17 protein-coding genes are annotated in these 15,097 nt (G+C 49.6%); 3 read left to right on the forward strand and 14 right to left on the reverse strand.

Going from position 1 to position 15,097, the window contains the following annotated elements; all coding sequences use genetic code 11:
• Window positions 1–149: 149 nt before the first annotated feature.
• Complete coding sequence (locus Q320_RS0110550; protein ID WP_027468973.1) at window positions 150–488, forward strand: hypothetical protein; 339 nt, start codon at window positions 150–152, stop codon at window positions 486–488.
• Window positions 476–1,834: an MATE family efflux transporter gene (locus tag Q320_RS0110555; RefSeq protein ID WP_027468974.1), complete on the forward strand. Its 1,359-nt coding sequence runs from the start codon at window positions 476–478 to the stop codon at window positions 1,832–1,834. Before Q320_RS0110550 ends, Q320_RS0110555 begins: the two co-directional genes overlap by 13 nt.
• Before the next feature lie 257 nt (window positions 1,835–2,091).
• Here Q320_RS0110555 and Q320_RS0110565 read toward each other — a convergent pair whose 3' ends face one another.
• From Q320_RS0110565 to Q320_RS0110625, 13 genes are all read right to left on the reverse strand, one after another.
• On the reverse strand, window positions 2,092–2,706 hold the full coding sequence (locus tag Q320_RS0110565; RefSeq protein ID WP_027468975.1) for a flavin prenyltransferase UbiX: 615 nt from the start codon (window positions 2,704–2,706) through the stop codon (window positions 2,092–2,094).
• A 206-nt stretch (window positions 2,707–2,912) separates the two neighbouring features.
• The gene (locus tag Q320_RS19475) at window positions 2,913–3,464 is read right to left on the reverse strand and encodes a Gx transporter family protein (RefSeq protein ID WP_035853456.1); all 552 of its coding nucleotides are present in this window, start codon (window positions 3,462–3,464) and stop codon (window positions 2,913–2,915) included.
• Window positions 3,445–3,840 (reverse strand): NusG domain II-containing protein, encoded by a 396-nt coding sequence (locus Q320_RS0110575; RefSeq protein WP_245591000.1) that lies wholly within the window; start codon window positions 3,838–3,840, stop codon window positions 3,445–3,447. Before Q320_RS0110575 ends, Q320_RS19475 begins: the two co-directional genes overlap by 20 nt.
• A complete protein-coding gene (gene rapZ, locus Q320_RS0110580) occupies window positions 3,833–4,696 on the reverse strand; it encodes an RNase adapter RapZ (protein ID WP_035853458.1) in 864 nt (287 codons plus the stop codon). The genes Q320_RS0110575 and rapZ overlap by 8 nt, the downstream gene beginning before the upstream one ends.
• Window positions 4,696–5,640, reverse strand: a complete 945-nt coding sequence (gene hprK / locus Q320_RS0110585) for an HPr(Ser) kinase/phosphatase (RefSeq protein ID WP_027468978.1) — start codon at window positions 5,638–5,640, stop codon at window positions 4,696–4,698. Before hprK ends, rapZ begins: the two co-directional genes overlap by 1 nt.
• Before the next feature lie 115 nt (window positions 5,641–5,755).
• Window positions 5,756–6,226, reverse strand: a complete 471-nt coding sequence (gene ptsN, locus Q320_RS0110590) for a PTS IIA-like nitrogen regulatory protein PtsN (RefSeq protein WP_027468979.1) — start codon at window positions 6,224–6,226, stop codon at window positions 5,756–5,758.
• Window positions 6,227–6,330: 104 nt separating this feature from the next.
• A complete protein-coding gene (hpf, locus tag Q320_RS0110595; RefSeq protein WP_027468980.1) occupies window positions 6,331–6,657 on the reverse strand; it encodes a ribosome hibernation-promoting factor, HPF/YfiA family in 327 nt (108 codons plus the stop codon).
• Window positions 6,658–6,809: 152 nt separating this feature from the next.
• A complete protein-coding gene (locus Q320_RS0110600) occupies window positions 6,810–8,192 on the reverse strand; it encodes an RNA polymerase factor sigma-54 (protein WP_027468981.1) in 1,383 nt (460 codons plus the stop codon).
• A gap of 158 nt (window positions 8,193–8,350) precedes the next feature.
• On the reverse strand, window positions 8,351–9,073 hold the full coding sequence (gene lptB, locus Q320_RS0110605; RefSeq protein ID WP_027468982.1) for an LPS export ABC transporter ATP-binding protein: 723 nt from the start codon (window positions 9,071–9,073) through the stop codon (window positions 8,351–8,353).
• Window positions 9,070–9,564 carry a lipopolysaccharide transport periplasmic protein LptA gene (gene lptA, locus Q320_RS0110610; protein ID WP_027468983.1) on the reverse strand — a complete coding sequence of 165 codons (495 nt, stop codon included), beginning with the start codon at window positions 9,562–9,564 and terminating at the stop codon, window positions 9,070–9,072. Before lptA ends, lptB begins: the two co-directional genes overlap by 4 nt.
• Window positions 9,521–10,117 (reverse strand): LPS export ABC transporter periplasmic protein LptC, encoded by a 597-nt coding sequence (gene lptC / locus Q320_RS0110615; protein WP_027468984.1) that lies wholly within the window; start codon window positions 10,115–10,117, stop codon window positions 9,521–9,523. Before lptC ends, lptA begins: the two co-directional genes overlap by 44 nt.
• Window positions 10,118–10,126: 9 nt before the next feature.
• A complete protein-coding gene (kdsC, locus tag Q320_RS0110620) occupies window positions 10,127–10,642 on the reverse strand; it encodes a 3-deoxy-manno-octulosonate-8-phosphatase KdsC (protein ID WP_027468985.1) in 516 nt (171 codons plus the stop codon).
• A gap of 78 nt (window positions 10,643–10,720) precedes the next feature.
• A complete protein-coding gene (locus Q320_RS0110625) occupies window positions 10,721–11,713 on the reverse strand; it encodes a KpsF/GutQ family sugar-phosphate isomerase (protein WP_051534660.1) in 993 nt (330 codons plus the stop codon).
• Window positions 11,714–11,828: 115 nt separating this feature from the next.
• On the opposite strand from Q320_RS0110625, the gene Q320_RS0110630 reads away from it, so the two are divergent.
• Window positions 11,829–13,859, forward strand: a complete 2,031-nt coding sequence (locus Q320_RS0110630) for a monovalent cation:proton antiporter family protein (protein ID WP_245591001.1) — start codon at window positions 11,829–11,831, stop codon at window positions 13,857–13,859.
• Window positions 13,860–13,937: 78 nt separating this feature from the next.
• On the opposite strand, the gene Q320_RS0110635 is transcribed toward Q320_RS0110630, so the two are convergent.
• Window positions 13,938–15,092 (reverse strand): Do family serine endopeptidase, encoded by a 1,155-nt coding sequence (locus Q320_RS0110635; protein WP_035853460.1) that lies wholly within the window; start codon window positions 15,090–15,092, stop codon window positions 13,938–13,940.
• Window positions 15,093–15,097: the final 5 nt, after the last annotated feature.

Here is a 15,097-nt window from a genome sequence, read left to right on the forward strand (position 1 = left end):
AAAGCGTGCGAACCCACTGCACGTGGGTTTTTGTGTTTTTACCGCGCCAATTAATCGACAACTTGCGGGGCGCAATCGAAATTCCGCTAAAGCGTCGGTGATTGAATCTCTCAAAAATCAATCACCGGCGAGTTTCTAAGGAGCTTGCCATGTACGATTGTTTAGAAATCGACGTTAAACCGTCCAAAAAATTGACGCTCAAATCGCCTGCCGTGACTAAAAATCAGCGTATTAATTTAAGCAGGTATCGCGAGCAAAGCGTTTTACAGCTTCGTGCAGCGCCTTATACTGGCCCACAATCTTTACTACGCGCTTTTGCCGCCGCCAACAGCTTCAGCTGGCCAACGCAGAATATGAGCGATGGCAGCTTGCTGATTTTCGGCTTGCATTGCGAAGAAGCGCTACTATTTCAGCGACGTTTTCCCGAATTACTGGCGACTTTTGAGCCTGCGCGCCCCATTCCCAAAGGATATTCATGCCCCGTTTAAGCGATGCAAAAGCGACTTGGATTTTAGCGTGGCCGATTATGGTCGGCCAGCTCGCGCAAACGGGAACTGGCTTTGTCGATGCGGTGATGGCTGGACATTTATCCGCCGGTGATTTGGCGGCAGTGGCCGTTGGCACGTCGATCTGGAGCGTGATGATCGTGACGATGTTTGGCCTGTTAATTGCGATTAGCCCGATGGCGTCGCAAAAAGTCGGAGCCAACGCCTTGCATGAGATCCCATCACTCACACAACAAGCCTTGTATCAAGGGCTCTTCATTTCGGGCGTGATGGTGGCGATTGCCTACGCGCTGCGCCCAGTTTTTGCTCATATCGGCCTCGCGCCCGATGTGGCTGACAAAGCCAGCCAGTTTCTCGCGGTGATTGCGTGGGCGTTTCCTGCGGTGGCGATCGGCCGCGTTTTATACGGCTATAGCTCGAGCTTGAATCAAACCAAACCAATGATGGTGATTTCCATCATCGCGCTGCTACTGAATATCCCCGCCAATTACGTGCTGATTTACGGCGTTTGGGGCTTTCCTGAACTGGGCGCAGTCGGCTGCGCATGGGCGACTGCGTTGTGCATGTGGCTGAGCGCTTTGATGTGGGTGGGCTGGATTTTAGTTTCGCCGATTTATCGCGAGACACACCCCTTTCAATTTATTGAGGGTATTAAGCTGCAGACCCAAAAGCAATTGGCTAAGCTAGCAATACCCATTGGCATTATGTTTTTGGTCGAAGCCAGTGCGTTTAGTTTGATCGCGCTGATTATTGCCAAACTCGGCACAACCACCGTTGCTTCGCATCAAATCGCACTTAATTTTGCCTCGCTGACCTTTATGATTCCGCTGGCAATTAGCACCGCGCTCACCGTACGCGTTGGCCAAGCCATCGGCGCGGGTGATTACAAGCTGGCGCGCTTTATCGGCCAAACGGGGATTTATCTGGGTTTTATTCTCGCCGTTGTTTCCGGCTGCATGATTATGCTGTTCCGCCACACGATTGCCGCGTGGTACACCACCGATCCAGCCGTGATCGTGCTATCGGCACAGCTCTTATTACTGGCGGGGATTTTTCAATTTTCCGATGCCACACAAATCGTCGTGGCGGGCGTATTGCGCGGCTACAAATCAACGCGAATGCCGCTGGCGATTCACCTGACCGCGTTTTGGGTGATCGGCATTCCACTGGGTTACGCACTCACCTTCGGCGTCGGCCCATTCAGCCCGCACGGCCCAGCGGGTTATTGGTTGGCACTGGTGATTGCACTGACGTTTGCGGCGATTGCGCTGTATGTGTTTTTTCGACGCATCAGCAAGCGAGCACTTACTCAGGGTATATCTAACTAAACCTTACTTAACAATGCCTAGCTTAATATACCTACGAGCAACTCAAATACCGCATTTAAACTCAAGGTCAAAAGCGGGGTCCACGAAAGACACGAAAAGCACGAACAAAGACAAAAAACATCAGTGGTTTTAGATTTTTTTCGTGTTTTTTCGTGTTTTTTCGTGCTTTTCGTGCTTTTCGTGCTTTTCGTGCTTTTCGTGCTTTTCGTGCTTTTCGTGGACAAATGGTTTTTTAGATTTTAATTCGGCGTATGCCTTCACTCGCCCCAACGCTGCATTAACTGATGCGGTACATTGAGTTGATCTAAAATTCGTGCAACAACAAAATCGACCAAATCTTCGATTGTTTTTGGGTGATGATAAAAACCCGGATTCGGTGGCAGAATCACTACGCCCAGACGCGAGAGTTTCAGCATATGCTCCAAATGAATCGCCGAAAACGGTGTTTCGCGCGGTACCAAAATCAAGGTTTTGCGCTCTTTAATCATCACATCGGCAGCACGTTCCAGCAGATTATCCGATGCACCATTAGCAATCGCCGACAGCGCACCCATCGTGCATGGCACGACCACCATGCCATCGCCTGGATTTGACCCCGACGCCATCGGCGCAAACCATTCTTGCTGCCCAAACACCTGCAATTGCTCCGCATCAACGCCATATTGCGCACGCAGCAACTCAGCCAAATCCGCTGCGCGGCTCGGCCACGTTAAATCTAACTCTTGTTTGGCGACAATTTGTGCCACTTGCGTATACACCAAACGCACGCGGCAGCCCGCCGCCAGCAAGCATTCCAAAGTGCGCAAACCGTAGGGAAAACCTGAAGCGCCGGTAAAAGCAAGGGTGATGATTTTCATATTCAAATTACTCATGGACTTAGGTTAAATCCGTGTCTTATTTCGTTAGATACAATGCAATAGCGACGCTTGCACTAACTACTGCTGACAATGAAGACACAATCGAAGCAATAACCATGAGCTTCATTCTATATCTATCTTGTTGATATTCACCTTGCGTACGCCATGGGTCAGACATGTAAAAATCCTTAAAAAAACATATAGGGTGCAATGTGTTGAACTTAACTTTCGTGCTTTTCGTGATCCCGCTTTTCTTTTGCGTCGCTAATCAAATGCGCCGCGATCAGGCCATTGATCAGGCCAAAGCCAATCGACATCGCTGATAGCAGCGGAATTAACACGACAATGCCATTGTGCGGAATGAGCCAGAGCCGGGCGATGATCAGTTGGCCGACCAAATGCCCCACAGCAGCGAGCATAGACCAAGACACGAGGCCAAACCAACGCCGAGGCAGATATTGCGCTACGCCCAGCACCAGCAAACTGACAACGCCGCCACCCAAACTCATAATAAAGCCCGGCGAAAAAAAGCCACCGAGCACTAAACCTGCCCCCAGTATCCGCAGCAAAGACACCCACACTGCCGCGCCCCAGCCGATACGTTGTAGCGCGATCAAGGTCACAATATTGGCAAGGCCGGGTTTAAAACCGGGGATCGGCGACGGAATACCTGCTTCAATCACCGCCAATACAATTGCGCAGGCGGCAAGTCGTGCGACGAGTTCATCCTCGGTAGTGACTTTCAGCGTGATTTTAGTAGTTGAGGCTGTCATACGCGGGCGGGCGATTGCCGCTGAGTTGAATGCTGGTGCGATTGGGCAGGCAAATGGCGCTTTGCCCCGCTTGCGTCAACCAACCAGCGCGAACGCAATACTGGCGTGGGCTAGGATCGCTGGCAATGCGTGCGCGGCCTGCGGCAATTTCGACCACGGTATTGCCCAGCGGGCCAGCAATCGCCAAGGTGCGCGCCGCAGCTAAATCCAGTTCGGCAAATAATTGTCCATCCTGAAAAATTTTAACTCGCGTCGCCTGCTCTTGTGACCAGCACAAGGACGTCACCAGACCCCATAACAGCAATAAAGACAAAAATAATAGTGCATCGCCAGGCAGCATAAAATGCAACCACTCGCGCCACGACGATTTAGCCACGATGATGGTGATGCTGTTCGCGATGCCGCACCAGCACTTGGCGATTACGTGCAAAGTGGCGGCGTAATTCTTCGGCCAAATACACCGAGCGATGCTGACCACCCGTGCAACCAATCGCCACGGTCACATAGCTACGCTGATCGCGCTCAAACTCAGGCAACCAGCGCTCTAAAAAGCCCAGAATGTGCGTAAAGTAACTGCCAACCGTCGGTTGGCGCATCAAGAAATCAGCGACGGGTTGATCCATGCCGGTGAGTGGGCGCAAGACTGGATCATAAAAAGGATTGGGCAAGCAGCGCGCATCAAATACGAAATCCGCATCGAGCGGCAAGCCATGCTTAAAGCCAAAAGATTGGAAAATCAGCGTGAGTTTAGCGCGATCTGAGGCAATAAAATCCCGCACCCAAGTACGCAATTGCGCCGCAGATAAGCCCGAAGTATCCATCGTGTGCGACATTTCGCGGATGCTTTCGAGCATTTCACGCTCGAGTGCCACCGACTCGGTGACCGTCAACTCACCTTTGGATAGAGGATGGCTGCGGCGGCTTTCCGAATAACGTTTCACTAGAACTTCGTTATTCGCCTCCAAAAACAGCATCCGCACGTCCAAACCCAAATCCATCAAAGCGGCAAGATGATCGGGAAAGGTCGCTAGATTATGCGCGCTACGCGCATCAATCCCGATGGCGACTTTAGGATAACCATCGCGATCCAACATCGATACGGCTTGTGGCAATAAAGGTGCGGGCAGATTATCGAGGCAATAAAAACCCAGATCTTCGAGCGCGTTCAATGCAACGCTTTTTCCTGCGCCCGATAAACCCGATAACAAAACCAATTGCTGATTACCTTGCATCACTCACCCATCTCCATGAATTTTTGGTGGCGCTCAATAAATTCACGCGTGGAGTCAATCCCGCGCAATTGCAAAATATAATTTCGCACTGCTGACTCAACCAAAACCGCCAAATTGCGCCCCGCAGCCACTGGAATCACCAATTTGCGCACTGGCACATCCAAAATCGCTTGCGTCGCCGCCTGCATTTGCAAACGATCTACCGGTGCGACGGTTTCACCGCCTGCTTTAGCCAAATGCACAATCAATTTGAGCGTTTTCTTCGGGCGAACTGCGGTTTCACCAAAAATGGTGCGGATATTGAGTACGCCAATGCCGCGCACTTCCAAAAAGTCGCGCAACATCGGCGGGCAGCGCCCTTCTAGTGTTTCGGGATTAGTACGATAGACTTCCACCACATCATCAGCAACCAAGCCATGGCCGCGCGAAATGAGTTCTAGCGCCAATTCAGACTTACCCATCGACGATTCGCCAGTTAGTAACACGCCGACTTCGAGCACATCCAAAAATACCCCATGTAGGTGTGTCGACACAGCCAATGCCTTACTTAGGTAGTAGCGTAATACCTCCATTAAATACGGAGATTGCTCTGGGCTCGTCAATAAGGGCACATGATGCCGCTCTGCCGCTTCACGCAGCGAATCGGGTACGATCTGGCCATTAGCGACAATCATCGCCGACATATCATTGGCAAATAGCTGATTCAAACTGGAATGCTGTACTTCAGTCGATAAGCTATTTAAATAAGCGACTTCAGCGATGCCCAAAACTTGGATTCGATTTGGATGAACAAAATTCAAATGCCCAACCAAAGACAGTGAAGGCTTTTGTTCCGACGCGTCATTGGACAGCAAATTATTCGCACCCGACTGCCCTGCGACCCAAGTAAGGCGCAGTTTTTCAGCATTATCGATGAACAATTGTCGAGCGGTGATTTGGGGCATGCTGTCTCGCGTAGATCAAATGAGGTTTTGATTTTATTACAATTAGGCTGAGCAGCGCCAATGAGCCGCGCTCAAATAAGAAGCCCTCAGGCAAAAGCTGAGGGCTTAGGGCGCATTAGAAATCTGAAGCGTAGGGTTCCCACGTCGAGATTCGCTGCCAGACAGCTGGTGCATCAGGCAAAGTCAGCAATTCTTCACGCAATTGCTTATCCGAAAACAGTTGCGCCAATTCCGATAAAATTTGCAAATGCAGGTCGGTCGCATTCGCGGGTACGAGCAATACAAAAATCAAGGATACGGGCTTGCTATCGGGCGCATCAAATTGAATGGGTTCTTTGAGCCGAACAAAGGCGCCGACGGCTTCTTTCAGGCCTTTAATCCGACCATGCGGAATCGCCACGCCTTGGCCTAAGCCCGTCGAGCCCAATTTCTCACGCGCAAACAAGCTATCAAAAATAACGCTACGGGCAATACCGTGGCTATTTTCGAACAAAATACCAACATGTTCAAAAACGCGTTTTTTACTGCCCACGTCCAAATCAAGGAATACATTGGCGGTGGGGAGAATTTTGCTAATCAGGCTCATGTTCAAACTTATGTCCTTAAAGGAGTCGCCATTGTAACCCGCGCTCCGATAAACAAAAACGGGAACGACTCGCGGCGTTCCCGTTGTGTTACTTGCGCAACGGATTATTCTTCGATCACCGCTTGGTGCTTGATCGCTTCATTACGATGACCAGACTGCTTTTCTTTATATTTGATGATCTGGCGATCAAGTTTATCAACCAAGCTATCGATGGCGGCGTACATATCCGCCTCAACCGACTCAACATGAAGATCTTTGCCAACGACATGAATCGTGGCTTCGGCCTTGTGTTCCAGCTTATCGACCGACAAAATCACTGCGACATCAATGACATTGTCAAAATGACGGGTTGTACGTTCAATTTTACTTGAAACATATTCACGAATCGCTGGGGTAACTTCGAGATGATGACCACTAATGTTGAGATTCATATACTACTCCTTCGGTTCTTATGCTTTGGTATAAAGGTACTAAAGCAAAAATCCCCCAGCTGTGTTGCTCCACCTCGCCGTACGATTTGTACTGTCTTCGGCGTCGCGCCTTGCTGGAAAACTTTTGTAAATCGACTTCTGTTGCTGTGTTTTCATAAACACTTGCGCTGATTAACGGGAGGAATCATGAGTGCCTCCCTGTACTTAGCAACGGTGCGCCGCGCAACCACCACACCTTGCCGTGCGAGTTCTTCAGTTATAGCACTATCCGATAAAGGTTTGTGCTGATTTTCTTGCTGCACCAGTTGTTTGATCAAAGCTTTAATCGATGTTGCTGAATTTTCACCACCGCTTTCACTTTCAACATGACTACCAAAGAAGTACTTATATTCAAACACACCGCGTGGCGTCAGCATATATTTTTGTGTTGTCACGCGTGAAATCGTTGATTCATGCAGCTCTAATTCATCTGCAATATCGCGCAACACCAAAGGCCGCATCGCCACTTCGCCATACTCAAAAAATGCTTTTTGCCGCACCACAATCGCTTCAGCGACCCGCAAAATAGTACTGCCACGCTGTTCGACACTTTTAATGAGCCAGCGCGCTTCTTGTAATTTACCGCTCAGCGCAGCGCCAGAATCGCCCTGCAATAACTTCGCGTACAGCTCATTCACTCTAAGTTTAGGCTGCGCCGCAGAATTCAAGCGCACCTGCCATTGCCCACGCACTTTAGTCACAATCACATCCGGCACTACATAGCGTGTTGTTTCGGCAGACCAGTTCGCGCCAGGTCTTGGCGTCAAACCTCGTACTAAAGCTTGTGCATCTCGCAATGTGATTTCATCGCATTGCAATTGACGCTTAAGACGAGTGTAATCCCGCTGCGCCAATAAATCGAGACCTTCATTCACTAAACGCATGGCAATATTACGCACCGGATTATCTGGTAAAACGCGTAATTGCAAACTAAGCGACTCGGCTAAATCTCGCGCTCCCACCCCTAAAGGCTCAAGCTGCTGCAAATGCTGCAAAGCAATTTGTAATTCTTCAGGCTCTAGTTCCAGCTCGGCAATTAAATCTTCCGGCAGTTGCGCATAAATTTCAGCCAAACTTTGGCTTAACAAACCATCATCATCCAAGGCATCAATCAACAATGAAATCAAGGCTCTATCGCGATCTGGCAAAGCCAACCAACCACTTTGCTCTAACAAATAATCCCGTAAGGAGTACATCTTTGGCACGCGCAGTGCGGGATCATTTTCATCATCGGCATCAAACGATTGACCTGATCGCACGTCATCCCAGCGCAAACTATCGCCATCTTCAACAATATCGCTGGTTTCAAGTTGAGCCGCCTCCTCACCCGCATCAATCACGCCATCTTCACGCTCAAGCATTGGATTTTCGGTAAGGAACTGTTCGATTTCTTGCTGAAAATCAAGCGTAGAAAGTTGCAACAGCTTGATCGATTGCTGAAGTTGCGGGGTCAGATTAAGCTGCTGCGACATGCGCAGCTGCAAGGTTTGCTTCATGAAGAAAACGGCCTGTAGCGCAGAATTAAAACGAAGACGCGGGGAAATTAATTAATAAGTACACCTGCAAAAATTTTATGGCAAGGCGTCGACGCCGCAGACAGTACTTTAGTACGACAAGGCGAGACAACGATGCAAGAACACTTTTGCTTTACTACTTACATTTTAAAATGCTCACCCAAATACACCTGGCGAACATCTTCATTATTGACGATATCTGTTGGTTTACCAGCGGCGATCACTGCGCCTTCAGAAATGATATAGGCGCGATCACAAATGCCTAATGTTTCACGTACATTATGATCGGTAATCAGCACACCAATGCCACGGCCTTTTAAAAAGCCGATAATCCGCTGAATATCAATCACTGCAATCGGGTCAACGCCAGCAAATGGCTCGTCCAATAAAATAAACTGTGGATTAGAAGCCAAAGCGCGGGCAATTTCAACTCGACGCCGCTCACCACCCGAAAGGCTCATTGCGCCACTTTCACGCAAATGGGCAATATGTAAATCGTGCAGTAACTCATCCAAGCGCGCGTCAATCTCAGCTTTAGTTTTGTAATGCAGCTCAAGTACCGCTTGAATGTTTTCCGCCACCGTCATTTTGCGGAAAATTGACGCCTCTTGTGGCAAATAACCCAAGCCAAGACGCGCACGCTTGTGAATCGGCTGCTGGCTCACATCCACACCATCGAGTTCAATCGTGCCTGAATCCATCCGCACCAAACCAACGATCATATAAAAGCTAGTGGTTTTACCCGCACCATTGGGGCCTAGCAATCCCACCACTTCACCACTCGCAACTTCAATGGAAACATCGCGTACAACCGTGCGCTTTTTATAGGCTTTTTGTAAATGCTGAGCTTTTAAAACACTCATTTGGCGGCGTCTTTCTTTTTCGGATTAATCGTAATGTTAACGCGGCTGCCAGGCTTACTTTGTGCCTGATAATACTCAGTATTCAAGTTATATGTGATGGTGTCACCCATGACGATGTCCTGGCCTTTTTTCACCCACGCTTTATCAATCAAGACCATTTCGCCTTTTGCTTCGTCATAGTCAAAGTGTAGTGACTCAGCATCAAGCATTTCACCGCTATCGAGTTTTTGCTTAAAGCGAACTGGGCGGCCATCGCCTTTGGCAAATTGCTTGCCTTCGGCATCTTGCCGCATAACGACTTTATCGGCACGCATCACCATCGTGCCTTGAGTCACAACGACATTACCAGTACACGTTGATTGTTGAGTTTTTTGATCGGCAACACAATTATCAGCAACGATATTCATCGGCTTTTCGCGATCCGCCGTTTCGGCGAAAGACGCGGTGTTAACGAGCAGCGCGAGCAGCGGCAGGACGAGCAGTCGGGACATAAGTCATCCTCACTTTTGATTTAAGTTCTAAAGTTTCTAATTTATTATTGGCTTCAAAGCCGACCGCTTCAGCGTGGCTCAAGCCCATTTTGGCAGTCACAAACTGGCTAGATCGGGCGATTTCGGCATTGCCATCAACCCAGATATCACGACCATCAATAATTAATTCTGGATTACCAGCGTACGGCGCACGGCGCAATTGCGTGGCGTCATAAAACCAAGTTTCTGAGGCTTTATGCACCGAGCGAGCGCGTGTGCCAAGCACCACGATAGTCGGCCTGCCGATTTGAGTTTGCGTCAAAACAGGCACTTCAAACAACATCGTATCTTGCGCTGGTACGTGCGTCACTTGGCTAGCCACCATCCTTGAACGTTTTAAGCCTGCTTCATCAAAACGAACTAACACCGCCTCATGCGCAATTAAATCGGGGGCGTTCAGGTCAATCCGATTCGGAGCTACCAAATTAGTCGCAACGCGGCTGAGCACCCAAATCAAACTTCCCACCATCAACAGAAGCAGCAAGGGCAAAACCCAAGTGGTTAAACTTCGCAAACCTATCCCCTAGCGCAAGTAAGGCGCTAAAGCGGCATCAAGCGTATTTTGCGATTGCATAATCAGCTCACACACTTCGCGCACCGCGCCCGCGCCGCCTTGGCTACCGCTAACATAATGCGCATATTGCCGCACCAGCGCCGGCGAATCAGGCACCGCAGCCGCAAACGCCACACGGCGCATCACAGGTAAATCGATCACATCGTCGCCCATATAACCACAATCATCGGCGGTTACGCCCACTTCACGCAGCAGCTCTTCAAACGATGCCAACTTATCGTGCGCACCTTGATAAACGTATTCAATGCCCAAGTTTTTGGCACGATGCAGCACCAAGTTCGAGCTGCGGCCGGTAATAATTGCTAATTTTACGCCGCTTTGTTGCAGCATTTTTAAGCCATGGCCGTCCAAAGAATTAAACGCTTTTAACTCTTCGCCGGCATCATTAAAGTACAAACGGCCATCAGTCATGACGCCGTCAACATCAAAAATCATCAAACGAACTTTCTTTGCTTGCTCAAGCATTGAGCTTCCTTGTTTTGTACAATATGTAGGTATATTAATACAGGCTATATTTATTAATGAATAGCGAGCAATACCCCGTCAAACCACTCTAGCCCGTAATAGATCGTGCATATTCAAAGCGCCAACCAATCGACCTTGATCTTGCACCAGCAAACCATTAATTCGGCGCGACTCCATCACCTGAACGGCTTCGGCGGCGAGGCGCGAGGCCTCAATAGTAGCAGGATTTGGCGTCATCACGGCACTCACCAAGGTCGTGCGCAGATCAAGATCCCGATCCAAAGTGCGTCGCAAGTCGCCATCGGTATAGACACCGACCAAATCCCCCGCCGCATTCACCACTGCGGTCATTCCTAAGCCCTTGCGGCTAATCTCTAATAAAGCATCACGCAGCGGCACGTCTTCTAGCACCACGGGCAAGCGTTCGCCCTGATGCATCAAATCACGCACATGCACCAACAAGCGCCGTCCCAAAGTGCCACCGGGATGCGAAAGCGCAAAATCTTCCGCCTGAAAACCACGTGCTTCTAGCAAAGCCACCGCCAACGCATCCCCCAGCGCCAAAGCCACCGTAGTGCTGGCTGTCGGCGCTAAATTCAAAGGACAGGCTTCTTCTGCGACGGCTACATCCAAATGCACGCTGGATTCTTGCCCCAACGTCGATTTGGCATTGCCAGTCATTGCAACAATTGGCACACCTAAACGCTTCAAACTCGGCAACAAGGCAACGATTTCATCGCTTTCACCGGAATTAGACAGCGCTAACACCAGATCAGCCGACGTAATCATCCCCAAATCGCCATGCGCTGCTTCGCCTGGATGCACGAAAAAAGCAGGTGTTCCGGTGCTGGCCATGGTCGCGGCAATTTTACGCGCCACATGCCCAGACTTGCCCATGCCCATAATCACGACGCGACCACGACACGCCAATATCAACTGGCAAGCATGACCAAACTGCGCGTCCAAACGCTGCGATACCGCCAAAATCGCGGCGGCCTCAATGTCCAGCACTCGGCGTGCCACATCGCTCGCCGACCATTCCGATTTAATTACCGCTTCAATCGCTTTCATAAGGGCATTGTTCCCGCGCAAAAACAAACCCGAGTATAAAAGACCTTGCGAGTAGATGACAGCGCTGCGTGCATCATCAAGATGTCAGCCTTTGCGCTGGCTCAGCTATAATCAAATGACACGAACCCTATTGCACACCATGCCGATTAATTTACATTCCTTTGTCATTCTCCTCGCGGCTGCCGTTATCACGGTGGTGCTATGCCGAAAGCTGAAATTGCCCGCGATGCTCGGCTATTTATTAGTCGGCATGTTGATTGGCCCCTACGCCTTAGGATTTATTCAATCGAGCGACGAAGCCAGCCATCTAGCCGAATACGGCATTGTGTTTTTGATGTTTACACTGGGGCTGGAATTTAATCTCGCCAAACTCAATGCGATGAAGCGCATTGTATTTGGCCTAGGTGCGGCACAAGTCGGCGCAGTCCTGGTGTTTATTGGCGTGGCAGTGATGTTTGCAGGGCTAGATTGGAAAGCAGGCTTGGTGCTCGGTGGCGCGGCAGCGATGTCGTCCACCGCAATGGTGTCCAAATTGCTATCCGATCGCGGCGAACTGAATGCACCGCATGGGCAAAACGCGATTGGGATTTTGCTGTTCCAAGATTTAGCCGTGGTGCCCTTCCTCATTATTATCCCTGCGCTGAGTTTGCCTGATGGCAGCGTGACGATTCCGTGGATTAATTTACAAGTCGATCAACTGCTATTTTCTCTATTTTTAGCCGCAGTCAAAATTGTATTTGTACTTGCCGTGCTGCTTTCATTCGGGCAAAAAATCATGCGGCCTTGGTTTAATTTGGTCGCCAAACAGCACGCCAGCGAGCTGTTTATGATTAATATTTTATTAGTCACACTCGGCACCGCATGGCTGACTGAGCAAGCCGGTTTATCAATGGCCTTGGGCGCTTTTTTAGCAGGGATGTTGATTGCAGAAACCGAATATCGCTACCAAGTTGAAGACGATATCCGCCCCTTTCGCGATTTGCTACTAGGACTGTTTTTTGTCACTGTTGGGATGAATTTAAACTTCAGTATTTTGGTTTCTCAATGGGGTATTGTGCTGGCGAGTTTAATCCTATTGGGGCCGCTTAAAATTGCCATTATTGCAGGGCTTGCAAAGTTATTTGGCAGCACGCCAGGCACATCTTTACGCACCGGTTTTGCGCTCGGCCAGGGCGGTGAATTTGCCTTTGTTTTACTGGCCTTAATTGCGCAAGGCGGCCTAGTTCCCAGCCATATTCTGCAAGCAACGACGGCGGGTGTGATTTTATCGATGCTGATTACGCCATTTTTAATCCAGCACTCCGACAAATTAGTACTGCGTTTAGCCAGCTCAGAATGGATGAGCTTGGCTGCTAATTTGCACCATATTGCCGTACGCAGCATGGCCGCCAATGGCCATGTGATTTTGTGCGGTTTTGGTCGCAGCGGACAATCTTTGGCGCGGATTTTAAACCAAGAAGATATACACTTTTTTGCGCTCGATCTGGATCCAGAAAAAGTCCGCGAGGCCGCCAGCGCCGGTGAATCAGTCGTGTTTGGCGATGCAGCGAAACGCGAAGTTTTAATTGCCGCTGGCTTAATGCGCGCGCGCGCCATTATTGTGACCTACGCCGACACGCATTCTGCGATGAAAATCTTGGAAATGGCGCATCAAATTCGCCCAGAAATTCCTGTGATTATCCGCACCTACGATGAAAGCGATATTGATTTACTGAAAAACGCGGGTGCCGCCGAAGTCGTTGCTGAAATTATGGAAGGCAGTTTGATGCTAGCCTCACACACGATGATGCTGCTCGGAGTGCCGCTCAATAAAGTGATCCGCCGGATTCGTGAAGTCCGCGAGGCGCGCTATCAATTGATTCGCGGATTTTATCGCGGCCTCAATGAAGACCCCGATGATAATGATCGCCCACATCCACGCCTGCACACACTACAGTTGACGCAAAACGCCCATGCGATTGGCTACACGATAGGCGAGCTTCATTTAGACAAACTACAAGTTGAGATTCGCAGCATCCGCCGCCGCAATATGCCACCACAACAACCCGGCGCTGATTTCCAGCTCGCGGTTGGCGATGTGCTGGTTTTGCTGGGTGAGCAAGAAAATCTGGCCGCGGCCGAGATTTCAATCCTCCAAGGAAAATAGAGGGTATTACCATGTAGCCATTAATAATAAATGCCTGCGTAGCAATACCAATAAAAAAAGGAGCCGAAGCTCCTTTTTTTATCGCCTTTCAAACTTCGGTCGCTTCCCAACCATGGCTTCAATTTGTACTACCTCTCCCTGCCTCATCACCATCATTGCAGCAGCGCGCTCAGGAGGCAAAGCGGCGATCAAATCCAGCATGTGCGCTGAATCGGTCACTTCTTTGCCATCAATCTGCAATAAAATATCACCAGGTCGGATGCCTGCTTTAGCCGCTGGGCCATTACGTACCACACCGGCAATCAAAGCACCTTTAGTCGATGCCAAGCGATAAGACGCAGCCAGATCAGGCGTGATGTCCTGCACTTCAATGCCCAGCCAGCCCCGTGTGACGCCACCATCTTTAATAATGGCTTCCATCACTTGCTTCACCGTCGTCGCTGGAATCGCAAAACCAATCCCCAAGGAACCACCGGTTTTCGAGTAAATGGCGGTATTAATTCCCAGTAGATTTCCTCGCGCGTCGACCAAAGCGCCACCCGAGTTACCCGGATTAATTGCAGCATCCGTCTGAATAAAGTTTTCAAACGTATTGATACCCAATTCGCTACGACCTAAAGCGGAAATAATCCCCATTGTCACCGTTTGACCCACGCCAAAAGGATTGCCAATCGCCAAGACCACATCACCAATCGCAATTTTTTCTAAATCAGCAAATTGAATCGCAGGTAAATTCTCCAATTCAATTTTAATAACGGCCAAATCAGTTTCTGGATCACTGCCCACTAAGCGTGCCATTGCACGACGACCATCGGCCAGTGCAACTTGAATTTCATCTGCCGATTCAACGACATGATTATTAGTGATGATGTAGCCTTCGGCTGAAATCAAAACACCAGAGCCCAAACTAGAGGTTTTGGCTGCGCCTTCCATGTCGCCACCACGATCACCAAAAAACCGCCGAAATTGTGGGTCATTCAAAGGCATCGGCCGGTTTTGCTTAACGACCTGTGAGGTAAAAATATTCACCACTGCGGGTTTGGCACGCTTTGCAGCATCACGGTAAGAAGATTCCGCGCTAACTGCTGATGCGACAGGCACTTCTTTTGCGACCGTTACCACGGTGGGTGGCGCAGTAGGACGCCATTCCGGTTTCAATACCGTCACTAAAAACCAGATGGCTAAACCGATCGTGGCAGTTTGTGCGAAAATCAGCCAAAGTTTTTTCATCATTTGCA

Origin of the sequence: Deefgea rivuli DSM 18356 (assembly GCF_000620145.1) — a bacterium.
Classification (GTDB): domain Bacteria; phylum Pseudomonadota; class Gammaproteobacteria; order Burkholderiales; family Chitinibacteraceae; genus Deefgea; species Deefgea rivuli.

Bases quoted from the DNA above. Each gene is read 5' to 3' on its own strand.
- Q320_RS0110550 (WP_027468973.1), top strand. From the start codon at position 150: ATGTACGATTGTTTAGAAATCGACGTTAAACCGTCCAAAAAATTGACG.
- Q320_RS0110555 (WP_027468974.1), top strand. From the start codon at position 476: ATGCCCCGTTTAAGCGATGCAAAAGCGACTTGGATTTTAGCGTGGCCG.
- Q320_RS0110565 (WP_027468975.1), bottom strand. From the start codon at position 2,706: ATGAGTAATTTGAATATGAAAATCATCACCCTTGCTTTTACCGGCGCT.
- Q320_RS19475 (WP_035853456.1), bottom strand. From the start codon at position 3,464: ATGACAGCCTCAACTACTAAAATCACGCTGAAAGTCACTACCGAGGAT.
- rapZ (WP_035853458.1), bottom strand. From the start codon at position 4,696: ATGCAAGGTAATCAGCAATTGGTTTTGTTATCGGGTTTATCGGGCGCA.
- hprK (WP_027468978.1), bottom strand. From the start codon at position 5,640: ATGCCCCAAATCACCGCTCGACAATTGTTCATCGATAATGCTGAAAAA.
- ptsN (WP_027468979.1), bottom strand. From the start codon at position 6,226: ATGAGCCTGATTAGCAAAATTCTCCCCACCGCCAATGTATTCCTTGAT.
- hpf (WP_027468980.1), bottom strand. From the start codon at position 6,657: ATGAATCTCAACATTAGTGGTCATCATCTCGAAGTTACCCCAGCGATT.
- Q320_RS0110600 (WP_027468981.1), bottom strand. From the start codon at position 8,192: ATGAAGCAAACCTTGCAGCTGCGCATGTCGCAGCAGCTTAATCTGACC.
- lptB (WP_027468982.1), bottom strand. From the start codon at position 9,073: ATGAGTGTTTTAAAAGCTCAGCATTTACAAAAAGCCTATAAAAAGCGC.
- lptA (WP_027468983.1), bottom strand. From the start codon at position 9,564: ATGTCCCGACTGCTCGTCCTGCCGCTGCTCGCGCTGCTCGTTAACACC.
- kdsC (WP_027468985.1), bottom strand. From the start codon at position 10,642: ATGCTTGAGCAAGCAAAGAAAGTTCGTTTGATGATTTTTGATGTTGAC.
- Q320_RS0110625 (WP_051534660.1), bottom strand. From the start codon at position 11,713: ATGAAAGCGATTGAAGCGGTAATTAAATCGGAATGGTCGGCGAGCGAT.
- Q320_RS0110630 (WP_245591001.1), top strand. From the start codon at position 11,829: ATGACACGAACCCTATTGCACACCATGCCGATTAATTTACATTCCTTT.
- Q320_RS0110635 (WP_035853460.1), bottom strand. From the start codon at position 15,092: ATGATGAAAAAACTTTGGCTGATTTTCGCACAAACTGCCACGATCGGT.